The following is a 15089-nucleotide window of genomic DNA, read 5'->3' as shown; positions in this document are numbered from 1 at the left end:
AACCCGTCACGAGCGTTGGATCGCCGAACCCGTCACGAGCCCCCGCGACCGTCAGCGGGCCACCAGCCCGTCCGTCACCGCGTCGATCAGCCGGTCCATGATCGCCGGATACAGGTCGGCCCCCAGCTCGTCGGCATGCAACGGCACCAGCAGCACGGCCCGCAGCACCCCCACCACCACCCGGGGATCCCCCGCCATCCGCCCCTCCACGAACTCCAGCAGGTCCGCCAGCGGCCCACCCTCCACCTGCGCCATCCGCTCGGGCGTGAGCTTGGTGGCCAGCAGCGCGACCTCTTCGGGATGCGCGAGGAGCCGCCGATACAGGGGGTTCGCCTCCAGCTCCGCCACGGTGGCCCGCAGGAACCGGCGCAGCGAGTCCCGGGTGTCCTCGCCCCGGTTCAGCCCTTCGTCGATCACCCGCCGCCTGACCTGCTCGCCCTGCCGGAGCATGGCCTCCAGGTAGAGGTCCTCTTTGGAGTCGAAGAAGGCGTACAGGGACGTCTTGGCGATTCCGGCGGGCTCGGTGAGCTCCTGCAGGGACGTCTTGCGCAGCCCTTGGGCCGCGAACAGCCGCGTCGCCGCCTCCAGCAGCTGCTCGGTGATCCGTGCCCGCTCACGCTGGTTGAATGCCGGCGGCATGCGCAGCGCCTCCTGTGAACAAAAGTCCGTACCGTTCACAGCGTACCGCGCCGCAGACCGACGCGACCGCCGCCCACAAGACCTGAAACCAGCGAACCCGCACAGTAGAGCGCGATCCGGCGAGCCCACGGAAGCCCGTACCTGATAAGGGTCGTCCATGGGCTCCTCACTGATCAACATCACCCCGCTGCTGCCCGTCGCGCTCGCCCTGCTGGTCGCCGTGGGCGCGACGGTCGCCTGGCTGGGGCGGCTGGGCCACGGTCCCGCCGTGGTGACCGCCTGCGCGCGGGCCGCCGTCCAGCTCGGCGCGGTCTCGGTCGTGATCACCTGGGTGCTGCGACTACCGGTCGCGACAGCCGCGTTCGTCCTGCTCATGTACGGCGTGGCCGCCTTCACCGCAGGCCGCCGCATCACCGGCGGCCAGGGCGGCTGGTGGTGGGCCGGCGTCCCGATCGCCGCCGGCACCGTGCCGGTCCTGGCTCTCCTGATGGCCTGCCAGGTGATCTCCACCGACGGTCTCGTCGTCATCCCGATCGCCGGAATCCTGCTGGGCGGCTGCATGACCGCCACCACCTTGGCCGGAAAACGAGCCCGGGACGAACTGGCCCAACGTCACGGCGAGGTCGAAGCCGCCCTGTCCATCGGTCTCCTCCCCAGAAGCGCCCGACTGGAGATCTGCCGCCCCGCCGCCGCGCAGTCCCTGGTCCCGGCCCTGGACCAAACCCGCACCGTCGGCCTGGTCACCCTGCCGGGCGCCTTCGTCGGCATGCTGCTGGGCGGCGCCACCCCACTGGCGGCCGGGCTGGTCCAGCTGGTGGTTCTCATAGCCCTGCTCGCCGCCGAGGCCGTCGCCTGCGTAGCCACCATCGAACTGGCCGCCCGCGACACCTGGCCCTGATCCATGGCTCACCGAGAGTAACCATCAGCGCCCTCGCAAAATACCGCCAACAACAACCACACCTCGCCACACAATGACTACCTTTAGCAGCTTTCGGGCATAAATATGCACATATGTCCGATCAGCCGAGGAGGCCCGCCGTGCGACGTCTAACGGGAACCATCGTGGCCACCGCGGTCATCACCGTGACCTCATGGGCAGCCCCTCCCGTCGACGCCCACACGGCCGGCAGGTACGGCGACGCGGCGACAGCCACCTCCTCCGCCCAAGGCGAAGCCGAGCGCCGCCAGTGACCTGAACCCCCACATCAGCCCACGGAACGCCAATCGCACGCAGAGCCCGCACAACGGCGCCGAACACCATCGACCCACGTCCCCCACGGGGCGCCGAAAAGCACAGGGGCGCACCACAGCACGGGCCACCGCCACCTTGACGCAAGGCGCTCGCGATCCCGCGCCACCCGCCGGCCGCCACGTGCAGGGCGGAAGGAGAACGGTGTCCTGGTAAACGCGCAGGCCCCGCACCCCCATCAGGGGTACGGGGCCTGCGAAAACCAGCTGACTAGTCCAGATAGTCCCGCAGGACCTGGGACCGCGACGGGTGCCGCAGCTTGGACATCGTCTTCGACTCGATCTGGCGGATCCGCTCCCGGGTCACGCCGTAGACCTTGCCGATCTCGTCCAGCGTCTTCGGCTGCCCGTCGGTCAGCCCGAAGCGCATCGACACGACGCCCGCCTCTCGCTCCGACAAGGTGTCGAGAACGGAGTGCAACTGCTCCTGCAGCAGCGTGAAGCTGACGGCGTCGGCCGGAACGATGGCCTCGGAGTCCTCGATGAGGTCACCGAACTCGCTGTCGCCCTCCTCGCCCAGCGGCGTGTGGAGGGAGATCGGCTCGCGGCCGTACTTCTGGACTTCGACGACCTTCTCGGGCGTCATGTCCAGCTCACGGGCGAGCTCTTCCGGCGTGGGCTCGCGGCCGAGGTCCTGCAGCATCTGCCGCTGGACCCGGGCCAGCTTGTTGATCACTTCGACCATGTGGACCGGGATGCGGATGGTCCGCGCCTGGTCGGCCATGGCGCGGGTGATCGCCTGCCGGATCCACCACGTGGCGTACGTGGAGAACTTGTAGCCCTTGGTGTAGTCGAACTTCTCGACGGCGCGGATCAGGCCCAGGTTGCCCTCCTGGATCAGGTCCAGGAAGAGCATGCCGCGGCCGGTGTAGCGCTTGGCCAGCGAGACCACCAGGCGGAGGTTGGCCTCCAGGAGGTGGTTCTTGGCCCGGCGGCCGTCCTCGGCGATCCACTCCAGCTCCGCCCGCACGTCGACGGGCAGGTTGTCGACCTCGCCGCCGAGCTGCTCCTCGGCGAACAGGCCGGCCTCGATGCGCTTGGCCAGCTCGACCTCCTGCTCCGCGTTGAGCAGGGGGACCTTGCCGATCTGCTTGAGGTAGTCCTTGACCGGGTCGGCGGTGGCTCCCGCGGCGGCCACCTGGGCGACCGGGGCGTCATCGTCGTCGTCGGAGAGGATGAGGACTTCTTCCTCGTTCTTCTCCGGCACCGCGGCGGCGGCCGCGGCTTCGGCCTTGGGCTCTTCCTCGGCGTCGTCGTCGGACTCTTCGCCCTCGGTCTCGGCCTCGGCGACGATCTCCTCGTCGTCGACCTCGATGTCCTCGAGGTCTTCGAGATCGACATCGCCCTCAAGGTCGATGTCCTCGTCGTCGGACCCTTCCTGGGCCTTGGGCTTGGCGTCGGCCGGGCCGGTGTTGTTGTTCTCCGGCTTGTCGGCCTTCTTGGCGGGTGCGGCCTTCTTGGCCGCCGGGGCGGCCTTCTTGGCAGGAGCAGCCTTCTTGACGGGCTCGGCTTCAGCCGCGCCCACGACCGCGGTCACGGTCTCGGGCTGCTGCTCCTTGGCGGCCGCTGCGGTCTTCGTCTTGACGGGGGCAGCGGTGCGGCGCTTTGCTGGACCACGAGACTTCTTCGGTGCCGCCGAATCCGCGGCGGTCACCACCACGGTCACGCCCTCTTTACTGAGGTTCCGCAAGAACGCGGCGGCGTGCGACATCGGGATGTCCGCCTCCTCGAAGGCTTGGCGGACATCCTCAGACTCGAGGAAACCCTGCGAGCGCCCACGCTCGAGCAGTCGCTGAATGACGGGCTCGTTCAGCTCTTGTGGCTTCGAGCGAGTCGAACTTGCAGGCGACACGAACACCTCTCGAACGAACGCGTGGCGACAATGGACCCAGATCCCCGCTGGGGGGCTATGCCTCTCTAGGAGTACGGCGAGGCCGTGCGGAGCGCAAACGGACCATCCAGCATTCTGGCATGACCCAGCACTTCATACGGCCACCTCCCGGCGGTTGACCTCCACCCTAGGCCGACCCGGACAGTAGTGCGTACGTAAGGGCGGCACTGATACCCGAAAGCAACCCTTATGACTGTTTCATTCAGTCACTCTTCGTGGCCGGCGGAACATGAATGGCCAGCGCGGTAACGTCATCATCCTGTTCATATCCCGACAACATCCGGTCTACCAGGAAGTCCAGCAGCATATGCGGACTACTGACCACCTCGGGCGGAGCTTCGGTCACAACAGAGCAAAGTTCCGCGAGGCCGGCGTCCAGCCCGCGCTTCCTGTTTTCCACCAGACCGTCGGAGTAGAGCACGGCCGTATGGCCGGGCGGCACCACGAACCGGAACTGCCTTCGGCTGGTCGGCCAGCCTAGCGGAGTACCGGGCTCGGCGTCGCACAGAATCGCCGTACCCTGCGGCGAAACCAGCACGGGCGGCGGGTGACCGGCCAGCGCCAGCGTCCCCTCTCCCGTCACCGGCTCGACCACCATGTACGCCAAAGTCGTGACCTGCTCCTCCTCTTCGGTGGCCTCGAAGACCCGGTCGAGACCGGTCAGCACGGCCGCCGGAGGCGGGTTGGTCAGCGCCAGCGCGCGCATGGCGTTGCGGATCCGGCCCATGCCTGCGGCGGCCTTGACGCCCTTGCCCATGACGTCGCCGACCACCGCGGCCACCCGTCCGTCCTGGAGCACGAAGGCGTCGTACCAGTCGCCGCCGACCTGCACGTGGCGGCTTCCGGAACGGAAGCGCTGCGCCAGCACCAGCCCCTTGACCACGGGCAGCCGGTCGGGCAGCAGGCTGCGCTGCAACGTCTCGGCGGTGCGGTGCTCACGCTCGAACAGCGTGGCCCGCTCGACGGCGAGCGCGCACTGCCCGGCCAGGGCCTCCAGGAAGACGCCGTCCTCCTGTGAGATCTTCTGCGGCCGCGTGAAGGAGAAGCGCAGCGCGCCCAGCGCCCGGCCCGCGGCGAGCAGCGGCAGGCCCACCCAGGCCCGCTCGTCGCTGTGCTTGAGGTAGGCCGACAGGACCTCCTCGCTGCCGCCGGCTTCCAGCAGCTGCGACTTGAGGCTCTCCGGCGACTCGGCGAAGACCGGCCGGCGGCTGTTGACCGCGATCGTCATCACGCTGGTGTGGGCGAGCGGGATCTCCTCGCCCGCCGCTCCCGGCACCTCGGGCACGCCCTCGCCGTTGATCAGCTGCAGCATGGCGCGGTCGGGATCGAGCAGCGCGACCGCGGAACGGTCGGCGGCCAGCGCGGTGCGCCCGACGTCGATGATGACCTGGACCACGTGCTCGACCGTCAGCGCCTCGGCGAGCAGCGCGGTCGCGCCCTGCAGCCTGGCCGTGCGCAGCGCGGCGGCGCCCAGCTGGTCGGTCAGCCTGCCGCGCATCTCCTCGGCCTCGCGCTGCGGGGTCACGTCGGTGTTGGCGCCGACCCACTCGACCACCCGGCCGTGCCTGATGATCGGTACGGCCCGCACCTCGAAGTGCCGGTAGCCGCTGGCCCGGGTGCGCACCCGGTAGTTCCACTCGAACATGGTCCGCCCGCGCAGGGCCTCGCGCCAGGCCTCCTCGGTCTGCTGGCGCTCGTCGGGATGGACCGCGTCGAGCCAGCCCTGCCCCAGGTACTCCTCCAGCCCCTGGCCGGTGATGGCGCGCCACTGGGGCGCGTCCTCGACCACCGCGCCCGTGGGCGAGGTGATCCACACCAGCTGCGACTGCGCCTCGACCAGCGAGCGGTAGCGCTCCTCGCTGCGGCGCAGCTCCTCCTCGGTCTGGCGGCTCTCGGTCACGTCGAGCCCGACCAGCGCGACGGCACGCAGCTCGCCGCCCTCGTCGTGGATCGGCGAGAACGACAGCGACCAGTGCCGCGTGTCACCCTCGGCCGAGCGGACGCGCACCCGGCTCTCCGTGACGGGCCCGTCGCTCTCGATCACGGCCTGTACGGCGTGCGTGATCAGCTGGCTGAGGTCGGCGGTGAGCGTCTCGGCCGGCGGCTTTCCGGTCAGCTTGTCCGCGGGCACGCTGACGACGTCGGTGAACACGTCGTTGACCCGCTGGACGCGGCCTTCGACGTCGAAGAAGGCGAAGGCGAACTCCGCCTCGGAAAGCAGGCCCTTGAACAGGCCGGAGTCTGAGATGTCCACATCCGACTCCCGGGGACGGGGAACGGAGGTCTCGGCGCTCATGGTCGGCACCTCCGTCGCGTGCCAGGGTCTCCCACGCGGCACATCTCCATAACTGTGTATCGGCGTAGCGCAGCTCCGGGCGACCGGATTCTGCTGTACATCATCGGCGATGGGTGTGCGCGGACGGAAGCCCCCGCCACCCGCGGGTCTCCACTATGGACAACGCATCCTGTCAAAATCGCTCCACATTACGCAGCAAGATCAGGCTACTTGGCCTTCGCCGCCCTTTTGGCCTCTTGCTTGGTTGCCCTGACCTTGCCCAGGCTCTCCGGGTCGGTGACGTCGGCCACCGACCTGTGGGAACCCTCCTCGCCGTAAAGTCCTGCCGCCTCGCGCCAGCCGGGTGGCCGCACGCCGAGCTGCTTGCCGAGCAGAGCCAGAAAAATCTGTGCCTTCTGCTTGCCGTAGCCCGGAAGATCTTGCAGTCGCTTGAGCAAGTCCTTGCCGTCGGCGGCGTCGGCCCAGATCCGCTCGGGCTCGCCCTCGTAGCGTTCCACGAGGTAGGCGGCCAGTTGCTGGACGCGGCTCGCCATCGACTTCGGATAGCGGTGCACGGCGGGTTTCTCGGCCAGCAGCGCGGCGAACGCCTCGGGGTCGTAGGAGGCGATCTCCCCGGCCGTGAGGTCGTGCCCGAGCCGCTCCGAGATGGTGTGCGGGCCGGTGAACGCCCACTCCATCGGGATCTGCTGATCGAGCAGCATGCCGACGAGCAGGGCGAGCGGGCTGCGGCCGAGCAGCTCGTCGGCCTCCGTCCGCTGGGCGAGCTGGATGCGCATGGCACCAGCTTCGCACGAAAGGGTCTCTCACGTTCGGTGGTCGGCATCGGTGGACCTACAGCCGGGCGAGAACGTCTAGTAAACGTAGGGAACACAGTCGGCCTGGAGGCTTGACACCGGCCCGAGAACAGATGAAATGAGAGCGCAAGTCGCTCGCGTCCGTCTCCGGGGGGTTTGCCCTCGGGCTTGCAGAGGAATCTCACGACTATGCTCGCTCTGGCCACACGCATGCTCAAAGAGCCAGTTAGTCATCGGCTGGCCGAAGAGTTTCTCACCGTGCCTGTCGACACGATCGACCGATGTGTGGCCGATGTGTGCGCCTGCGCGGAGCACCTCGGCATCGAGGCGACTCCCCAGATCGTGGAGCGCATCGCGCGCGAGCACCTGCTCGCCATCGTGAACTCCGCGCCCCCGCCCCGTAGCGCCCGATAACATCGGGGTCACCAGGCTGCGTGAAACGCGCCGTTTGTGCCTGGAATGCGAGAGAGTGAGGGCGTGCGCCGACATCGAACCAATCCTGATGAAGTCTTCCAGGAGATGCTGCAGGCGGCGCGCGAACTTCTCGCCGTACGGACGCCGCTCGACGCGGAGCTGATGGTCTCCGACATGATCGGCGCCTGGTGGGGAAAGCGCGTCAAAGGCGGTGACGTCGAGCAGGTGCTCGGCGAGGGCCTGGTCGACTACGCGGCCAAGGCCGGCACGCCGGCCTCGCTGACACTGCTCATCTGCCTGGCCTACCTCGGCACCGCGCGTCAGGGCGCCAAGGCCGAGGGCGCGGCGCTGGCGATGATGGAGGGCGGCGTGGCCAGGCCCGGCTGGGCCGACCGGGTGGGCGCGGTCAAGCCCACCGGCTGTTACGTCTCCCGCGACGCCTACGGCGACCAGGACACCGTGATCTGCACCTTCGCCTACCGGTGGGGCGAGGCCGCCGCCGACCGCCCCCAGGACCGGCACGCGCTGGTCATGGTCGTCGACCACAACATGAACGGCATGGCGCGCGACGCCTGGGTCTCCTCCCACGTGGAGAAGCTGCTGGACCAGGCCAGGGCCGAGGCCGGGGCCGACCCGATGCTGCTGTTCGAGGAGATCGAGCCGCAGCAGGCGCGGGCGCTGCTGGAGTCGGCGATGAAGGCCACCGGCGGAGCGCAGGAGCTCGACGGGAGAGAGCGAGGGACGAGCCAACGAGCGGCGAAGCGGGCGCGACCATCACACACGGTGCCCAAGACGCCGCCACCGGTCAGCGACAGCTACAGCGCCTACCACGCCTTCGCCCGCTCCCGGCTGAAGGCGCTGCCGCCCGGCCGCAAACGCCCTGCGCCGCTGCACATCGAGGCGCCCTACAGCCGCGAACGGCGGGCCATGCTGGCCGCGGAGTTCCTGTCCTCCGACGCCGCCGAGCACCTGTCGGACCCGTCGGCGGCCTCGCGCTGCGCCGACCACATCATCGACTACGGCTGCGAGCAGGACTTCAACCGGCCGATGCGGGTCAGCCCGGTCAAGTGCGAGACGTTCCTGCTGGACTGGCTGCCGCGCAAGGTGATGCTCAGCCGGGCGGAGCAGGAGGCGATGCCGCACGTGCTGTCGGCGTGGGTGCGCTTCGCGGCGGGCCGTACCGGACTGCCGGAGCGAGGACTGCGCGCGACGCAGGACGCGGTGTGGGAGGCGACGGCGAAGTTCCCCGAGGCCTACCGCGACCCGACCTCCTTCGGCCTGGAGCTGCCGCTGCTGGAGCGGCTGCTGCCGGACGGCGACCTGTCGGCGCTGGCCAGGCGGGTCTTCGCCTTCCCGTACCTGCAGGGCATGCACGGTGACATCGACCTCGACAAGCTGGACCCGGCCGACCAGGCCGACCGGCGCACGCTGCTGCGCTTCGACCACGTGGGCGAGATCGACGAGGAGCACCTGGCCTGGCACGAGGAGATCGCGACCAGGCTGTGGGACGGCGACCCGCCGCAACTGTGGGAGGCCGCCCAGCGCCTGCTGGATCTGGGGCACGACCGCCACGACGTGCTGCACGTGCTGATCGAGATCGCCGAGCGCATCGGCGGCGACCCCGAGGAACTCGCCGCCGCCCTCGACGACATCGCCGACATCCCCGACGAGATCTAGAACCATGCCGATGTACTCCTGGCTGGGCCCCGGCCGCTACCTCGCCACCGAGCACACCCAAGGTCCCTGGCACCCGGGCTTCCAGCACATGGGCCCGGTCACCGCCCTGATCGCCTACGAACTGGGCCGCACCGCGCCGGTGCCGGGGCTGGAGTTGTCCCGGCTGGCCGCCGACGTCTTCGGCCCCGTCCCGGTCGGTGAGCTGGAGGTCAGCGCGGAGGTCATCCGCGACGGCAGGCGGGTGCAGTGCCTGGCCGCCACGGTCCGGGCGGATGGGCGCGAGTACGTCAGGGCCACGGCCTGGCGCATCCGCGAGAGCGAAAGTCCCGAGATCGCCACCTCGCCGCCGCCCGCCCCCGTCCCGGACGAGCCGGGCCCGCCGTCGTGGCTGTCGACCGGTTTCGGGTACGGCAGAGCCATGGACTGGCGTTTCGTCAAGGGCACCCCCATGGAGACCGGCCCCGCCACGGCGTGGATGCGCATGCGCGTCCCCCTGGTGGAGGACGAGCCCACGACCCCGCTCGAACGCCTCCTGGCCGTGGCGGACAGCGGCAACGGGATCAGCCACGCCCTGCCGTTCGAGACGCACATGTTCGTCAACCTGGATCTCACGGTCGCGCTGGTCCGCACGCCGGCCACCGAGTGGATCTGCATGGACGCCGAGACCGTCGTCGGCCCGTCCGGCCGCGGCCTCACGCGGTCGACCCTGTTCGACGAACTCGGCGAGGTCGGCGCGGCCACCCAGACGCTCTTCGTCGCGCCACGGTAGAAGATAGGGCCATGGTGATCGACCTCAACGCGGATCTCGGTGAGGGATTCGGCATCTGGCGGCTCGGCGACGACCTGGCGCTTCTCGACATCGTGACCAGCGCCAACGTGGCCTGCGGCTTTCACGCCGGCGACCCCGTGACCATCAGGCGTACCTGCGCCGCCGCCGTCGACCGGGGCGTGTCGATCGGCGCGCAGGTCTCCTATCGCGACCTGGCCCACTTCGGGCGCAGGGAGATGGAGGTCGAGCCGGAAGAACTGTGCGCCGAGGTGCTCTACCAGCTCGCCGCCGTCGACGGCATCGCCCGCGCGATGGGCGGCCGCGTCTCCTACGTCAAGCCCCACGGCGCCCTGTACAACCGCATCTGCCGCGACCCCGGCCAGGCCGCCGCGGTCGTCGACGCGGTGGCCGACTACGACCCCACGCTGCCGATCCTCACGCTGCCCGGCTCCGTCGTCCACGGCCTCGCCGCCGCCGAGGGCGTCCGCACGATCGCCGAGGCCTACGCCGACCGCGCCTACACGCCGGACGGCACGCTGGTCCCCCGGCGCGAGCCCGGCGCCGTGATCCACGACCCGGCAGCGGTCTCCGCGCGCGCCGTGCGCATGGCCGTCGACGAGAGCGTGCTGGCCGCCGACGGCACCCAGGTCGCGGTCAGCGCCCGCTCCATCTGCGTCCACGGCGACACCCCTGACGCGGTACGGCTCGCGCAGGCCGTACGCGATCGGCTGCTTGAGGCCGGCGTGGTCCTGCAGGCGTTCGCATGACCGCGGCGGCGCGGTGATCAGGGCGGCCGGTGAGCACGGGCTGCTCGTGGAGACCGGATCGCTGGAGGTGTCCCACCGGCTGGACGCGCTGCTGCGGGCCGAGCGGCCGGGCTCCGTGGTGGAGATCGTGCCGGGGCCGGAGACGGTGCTCGTCGTCGCGCCGGGCGCCGACCAGCTACGGCTGCGCGAACGGCTGGCGGACCTGGCACGAGTCGCGGCGGAACCGCCGTCGGGTGACCGGGCGGACGGGACCCCGGCCGTCGTGGTGCCGGTCGTCTACGACGGCGCCGACCTGGCCGACGTGGCCGCGGAGACCGGGCTGACACCGGGCGAGGTGGTGGCGCGGCACAGCGGGCGGGAACTGGTGGTGGGGTGGCTGGGGTTCGCGCCCGGGTTCGCCTATCTGACCGGGCTCGACGCGGTGCTCCACGTGTCCAGGCTGGCCACGCCCCGCACGTCGGTTCCGGTGGGCTCGGTGGCCATCGCCGGGCCTCATTCGGCGGTGTATCCGAGCGCCTCGCCCGGTGGGTGGCGGTTGCTGGGGCGTACCGATCTCCGGGTGTGGGACGTGCGGGCCGATCCGCCGTCACTGTTCCGGCCCGGCACGCGTGTGCGGTTCGAGCCCGCATGATCGAAGTGATCAAGCCCGGTCCTTACGCGACCGTCCAGGACCTCGGCCGCCCCGGCTACGCGCACCTGGGCGTGCCGCACTCGGGCGCCGCCGACGCCGCCGCGCTGCGACTGGCCAACCGGCTGGTGGGCAACCCGGAGGGGTTCGCAGGAATCGAACTGACGTTCGGAGGCGCGCGGCTGGCGTTCCCGGCGGGCGCGTGGATCTCCATAACCGGCGCCCCCTGCCCGGTGACGGCCGCACCGGCCGGTCCGGGGACGGGAGCGCCGGTTGGTGCGGGGATGGGAGCGCCGTTCTGGGTTCCGGCCGGGGGCGAGCTGCGTTTCGGGACGCCCGTGAGGGGCCTGCGCACCTACGTCGCCGTCCGGGGCGGGATCGCGGCCGAGCCGGTGCTCGGCAGCCGTTCCACCGACTCGCTGTCCGGCCTCGGGCCCGCTGTGCTCCGGGCCGGGACCGTCCTGCCCGTCGGCCCGGTGGACGGGCTGGCGGAGATCTCGGTCGACGTGGCCCCCCTGCGCGAGCCGGGGGCGGCCGTGCTGCGGGTGGTGCCGGGGCCGCGTGACGACTGGTTCGTGCCCGGGGCGCTGAAGGAGCTGTGCGGGAGGCCCTACCAGGTGAGCCAGGACAGCAACCGGGTCGGCGTACGGCTGAGCGGGCCCGTCCTGGAGCGTGCCCGGCAGGGCGAACTGCCCAGCGAGGGCATGGTGGCGGGGGCCGTCCAGGTGCCGCCGAGCGGGCAGCCGATCATCTTCCTGGCCGACCACCCGCCGACGGGCGGTTACCCGGTGATCGCCGTCCTGTCCGCCGCCGACCTCTCAACCGCCGCCCAGCTCCGCCCAGGCGCCACCACCCGCTTCACCCTCCGCAAAACCCCCACCTGACCTCGGGGACCGCGGCTCGGCCCGGTCGGGCCGATCCGGCCGGCCTTGCCAGGGCCGATCCGGCCGGTGGGGATCCTGGTCGCCGGTCGGCGTGGGCCGTGACGGCGGGGACCACGTCCGACGTGAGAAGCGACCCCCACGATCGGCGCCCGCCCACGGCGGCGGGTGGCGTGGGGGCGGCTTCGCCGTGACGGAAAGAGAGCCGTGACGGAAAGAGCCGTGTTGGAAAGAGCCGTGACGGAAGGAGCGGGAGCACAGCCGCCGCAGAACACCGCTAAAGGGAAACCGCGCCGCGAATGCAGGTGACGGAAGAGCCGCCGACCCAGATGACATCCGCGTCGGTGGAGATGTGGACGCGGCCGGCGCGGCCGAGGGCGGTGCCTTGGGAGGCCGTGTAAGGCGCGGTGGCGCGGCCCGTGCGCAGGAGCCAGCGGGCCAGTGACGCGTTCAGGCTGCCCGTGACCGGGTCCTCCGCCGTCGCGCCGTGCAGGGGGAAGAACGCGCGCACCTCGAACGCCTGCGGCGACCCCTCCGGGTACGGCCCCGCCACCCCGATGTCCAGGTCGACGACCCCGGGCCGCACCTCCAGCACGTCCTGGGCGCCGGCCAGCAGCACCGCCACCCACCCCGGCCCGTTGTCGGCCCACTGCGCGTCCACGATCGCGGTGCGGTCGATGCGCAGCGTGTCGGCCAGGCGTTCGATCAGTTCTTCCTCCACCGGCCCCTCGCGCAGCAGCGGCGGCGCGGCGAAGGCGAGCCCGCCGGCGGTGCGCCGCACGTCGACCAGGCCGGCGCCGCACTCCTGCACGATCGTGTTCCCGCCGGCCGGCTTGCCTCCGGCCTCCAGCCAGGCGTGGCAGGTGCCGAGGGTGGGGTGGCCGGCGAAGGGCAGTTCGGTGGTGGGGGTGAAGATCCGGACCCGGTAGTCGGCCTCGGGGGTGGTGGGCGGCAGGACGAACGTGGTCTCTGACAGGTTCGTCCAGTGGGCGAAGCGCCGCATGTCCTCGGTGCTCAGCCCGTCGCCGTCGAGGACCACCGCCAGCGGGTTGCCTCGGTAGGGGGTGTCGGTGAAAACGTCGACCTGCGCGAAGTCTCGGGTCATGGGTCCAGTGTCACAGCTCGGCGAGCAGTGCCCGCATCCCGGTCACCGCTTCTGCGAGCGGGCCGGCGGGGACGTCCTCGAACAGTTCCACCTTCATGTCCTTGGGCTCCCACACCCCGGCCACCCGGCCCTGGTGGACCACCACGGGCGAGATCCAGCCCGCCGCGCGGCTGACCTTGGGCTTCACCGCGGGCGGGACGAGCGCCGCCAGGTTCCGGGGTGCGGCGAGGATGTACTGGTCGAAGCCGGGCAGCAGGTGGACCTCTTCCGACGGCCGGGTGGCGGCCAGGTCGTCGAGGTGCTCGGTGAGGGCCTGGAGGGGCTCGCCGTCCACGTCCACCTCGGTCAGCTCGGGCGCCAGGTCGCGGAACCAGCCCTTCAGCACCGACTTCTTCGCGACGCCGCCGAACAGCCACCTGTCGAACGTCTCCGGCGAGGCCGGCCCGTGGGCGCCCAGGTAGTCGCGCAGGACGCGGACGCCGGCCTCCTCCTGGGGCGGCAGCTCGGCGGGCCAGGACGGCAGCCAGTCGCGCGGCGCGGTGAAGGTGACCTTGCCCTCGCGCGGCGGCCCGTAGCACAGCTCGCCCAGCCTGCTCAGGGGCTTCAGCAGTGCGCCCCATCCCGAGGTGAGCGCCTCGCGCAGGTGGGTGTCGCCGGTGCCGGCCACGACGGCGTCGACCAGTTCCTCGCGGGTCAGCGGGGTTTCGCCCAGCGCCTTCGGGACGGCCTCGACGATCGCCTCGATCTCGGCCGCGCTCACGCCGTGGCCGCGCTGCCACACGCCCTTCTCCCAGAACCGCAGCGTGGCCAGGGCGGCGCAGTAGTCGGGCAGCCGATCGCCCGGCACCAGGTGCAGGGTGCCGCGCATCACCCAGGTCTTGGCCAGCGTGCGCTCCTGCCACAGGGCCCGGTCGACGGCGCCGGGGCCGGGGCGCGCGCTGCGTAGCGCGACCGCCTGCTGGGCCGAGGAGGCCACCTGGGTCTGGATCCCGCACAGGCGCCTGGCTACCGCCACGGGGTCGGCGGCGCCGGGGCCGCTCACGTGCTGGCGCCGCAGCCGCCATGCCAGTACCTGCGACCAGGTCACCGCGATGTTCACGTGCCCCTTTCTACACCTGACCCGCATGAACGCTCATCTTGACTGAAAGTCGCGAGAAGTAGTCAAGGTGTCACAGTGCGGCTACTGTCCCGCCCCCGCGGGCCGCGGAGAACATGGCGTCCCTGGCCGCGACGGTGCGGCCGAAAGGAGAGCGACGTGAGCAGAGAACCGATCACCACGGAGACGCGGCGTGAGGTGGAGCGATTGCTGGATTTTTCCGCCCATGTCGGCGGTATCAGCGAGGAGGACGTCCTGGAGGTGCTGAGCGAACGCGGTATCACCACACTGCCGGAGTTCGTCGGCCACGCGCTCACCCAGCCTCCGCCCGCCCAGCCCAGCCGGGTCAGCGGCCTGAGCACGCTGCACGGGCCGGCGAGCGACCCGGCCATCGCGCACCGGCCGCCGCGGATGGCCCTGGTGGTGGACGGCGTGGCCTACGACCCGGCCGACATCACGCGCTTCAACGGCCAGCCGCTCACCTTCGCCCTCGACGACACCGGGCCTACCCTGCACGCCTTCACCGACGGCCGACATCTGCGCGCCGCCGCCTGGGCCGCCGCGCAAACGCGCCCGCGCGTCCAGGCTGCGGCCAGGGAGGTGCAGATGTTCGAGCACCACCACTACGGCGGCGACTGGTTCTGGCTGCAGGCCGGCTACTACTGGCCCAACCTCGCCATCAAGCGGCGCGGCGGCTGGCCCACCTCGCCGTCCTGGAACGACACGATCAGCTCCATGAGCACCAACGACTGCCACGTGGCCTACTACGACCACATCGATCTGGGCGGCGCCTCGCTGCACGTCCAGCCGTACCAGGAGATGCGGGAGCTCGACAGCCTCGGCTGGAACGACCGCATCTCCTCCGTCATCAACTACGGCTAGCC

15 protein-coding genes are annotated in these 15089 nt (G+C 70.9%); 9 read left to right on the top strand and 6 right to left on the bottom strand.

The genetic code is table 11. The features are described from left to right. Window positions 1–51: 51 nt before the first annotated feature. Window positions 52–639, bottom strand: a complete 588-nt coding sequence (locus tag ACIBI5_RS01255; protein ID WP_397241950.1) for a TetR/AcrR family transcriptional regulator — start codon at window positions 637–639, stop codon at window positions 52–54. 157 nt (window positions 640–796) lie between these two features. Between ACIBI5_RS01255 and ACIBI5_RS01250 the strand changes: the two genes are divergently transcribed. Together ACIBI5_RS01250 and ACIBI5_RS01245 are read left to right on the top strand one after the other, a co-directional pair. After that, entirely contained in the window at window positions 797–1537 is a 741-nt protein-coding gene (locus tag ACIBI5_RS01250) for an ABC transporter permease (RefSeq protein ID WP_397241948.1), read from the top strand. 140 nt (window positions 1538–1677) lie between these two features. Beyond that, window positions 1678–1830 (top strand): hypothetical protein, encoded by a 153-nt coding sequence (locus tag ACIBI5_RS01245; protein WP_397241946.1) that lies wholly within the window; start codon window positions 1678–1680, stop codon window positions 1828–1830. A gap of 268 nt (window positions 1831–2098) precedes the next feature. Here the strand turns inward: ACIBI5_RS01245 and ACIBI5_RS01240 are convergent, their stop codons facing one another. The 3 genes from ACIBI5_RS01240 to ACIBI5_RS01230 form a co-directional block, all read right to left on the bottom strand. Further along, window positions 2099–3739 (bottom strand): RNA polymerase sigma factor, encoded by a 1641-nt coding sequence (locus ACIBI5_RS01240; RefSeq protein WP_397241944.1) that lies wholly within the window; start codon window positions 3737–3739, stop codon window positions 2099–2101. 241 nt (window positions 3740–3980) lie between these two features. After that, the gene (locus ACIBI5_RS01235) at window positions 3981–6074 is read right to left on the bottom strand and encodes a SpoIIE family protein phosphatase (RefSeq protein ID WP_397241942.1); all 2094 of its coding nucleotides are present in this window, start codon (window positions 6072–6074) and stop codon (window positions 3981–3983) included. Window positions 6075–6280: 206 nt separating this feature from the next. After that, on the bottom strand, window positions 6281–6850 hold the full coding sequence (locus tag ACIBI5_RS01230; protein ID WP_397241940.1) for an HhH-GPD-type base excision DNA repair protein: 570 nt from the start codon (window positions 6848–6850) through the stop codon (window positions 6281–6283). Between the two features lie 276 nt (window positions 6851–7126). On the opposite strand from ACIBI5_RS01230, the gene ACIBI5_RS01225 reads away from it, so the two are divergent. From ACIBI5_RS01225 to ACIBI5_RS01200, 6 genes are all read left to right on the top strand, one after another. Further along, complete coding sequence (locus tag ACIBI5_RS01225; protein WP_379609489.1) at window positions 7127–7282, top strand: hypothetical protein; 156 nt, start codon at window positions 7127–7129, stop codon at window positions 7280–7282. Window positions 7283–7387: 105 nt separating this feature from the next. Further along, window positions 7388–8959, top strand: coding sequence for a hypothetical protein (locus tag ACIBI5_RS01220; protein ID WP_397243759.1), 1572 nt, complete (start codon window positions 7388–7390; stop codon window positions 8957–8959). A 10-nt stretch (window positions 8960–8969) separates the two neighbouring features. Continuing rightward, window positions 8970–9728, top strand: coding sequence for a thioesterase family protein (locus ACIBI5_RS01215; protein WP_397241938.1), 759 nt, complete (start codon window positions 8970–8972; stop codon window positions 9726–9728). An 11-nt stretch (window positions 9729–9739) separates the two neighbouring features. After that, window positions 9740–10495 carry a LamB/YcsF family protein gene (locus ACIBI5_RS01210; protein ID WP_397241936.1) on the top strand — a complete coding sequence of 252 codons (756 nt, stop codon included), beginning with the start codon at window positions 9740–9742 and terminating at the stop codon, window positions 10493–10495. 13 nt (window positions 10496–10508) lie between these two features. After that, a complete protein-coding gene (locus ACIBI5_RS01205; RefSeq protein WP_397241934.1) occupies window positions 10509–11126 on the top strand; it encodes an allophanate hydrolase subunit 1 in 618 nt (205 codons plus the stop codon). After that, the gene (locus tag ACIBI5_RS01200; protein WP_397241932.1) at window positions 11123–12007 is read left to right on the top strand and encodes a biotin-dependent carboxyltransferase family protein; all 885 of its coding nucleotides are present in this window, start codon (window positions 11123–11125) and stop codon (window positions 12005–12007) included. The genes ACIBI5_RS01205 and ACIBI5_RS01200 overlap by 4 nt, the downstream gene beginning before the upstream one ends. A gap of 274 nt (window positions 12008–12281) precedes the next feature. On the opposite strand, the gene ACIBI5_RS01195 is transcribed toward ACIBI5_RS01200, so the two are convergent. Both ACIBI5_RS01195 and ACIBI5_RS01190 read right to left on the bottom strand, forming a co-directional pair. Next, window positions 12282–13109 (bottom strand): PhzF family phenazine biosynthesis protein, encoded by an 828-nt coding sequence (locus ACIBI5_RS01195; protein ID WP_397241930.1) that lies wholly within the window; start codon window positions 13107–13109, stop codon window positions 12282–12284. 10 nt (window positions 13110–13119) lie between these two features. After that, window positions 13120–14208, bottom strand: coding sequence for a winged helix DNA-binding domain-containing protein (locus tag ACIBI5_RS01190; RefSeq protein WP_397241928.1), 1089 nt, complete (start codon window positions 14206–14208; stop codon window positions 13120–13122). 156 nt (window positions 14209–14364) lie between these two features. Here ACIBI5_RS01190 and ACIBI5_RS01185 point away from each other — a divergent pair, with 156 nt between their 5' ends. Then, window positions 14365–15087, top strand: a complete 723-nt coding sequence (locus ACIBI5_RS01185) for a hypothetical protein (protein ID WP_397241926.1) — start codon at window positions 14365–14367, stop codon at window positions 15085–15087. Window positions 15088–15089 lie beyond the last annotated feature (2 nt).

It is taken from the genome of Nonomuraea sp. NPDC050540, from assembly GCF_044457485.1.
GTDB lineage: Bacteria > Actinomycetota > Actinomycetes > Streptosporangiales > Streptosporangiaceae > Nonomuraea.
The sequence above is the reverse complement of the archived record's forward strand: the minus strand, read 5'-3'. Positions and strand labels throughout refer to the sequence as shown.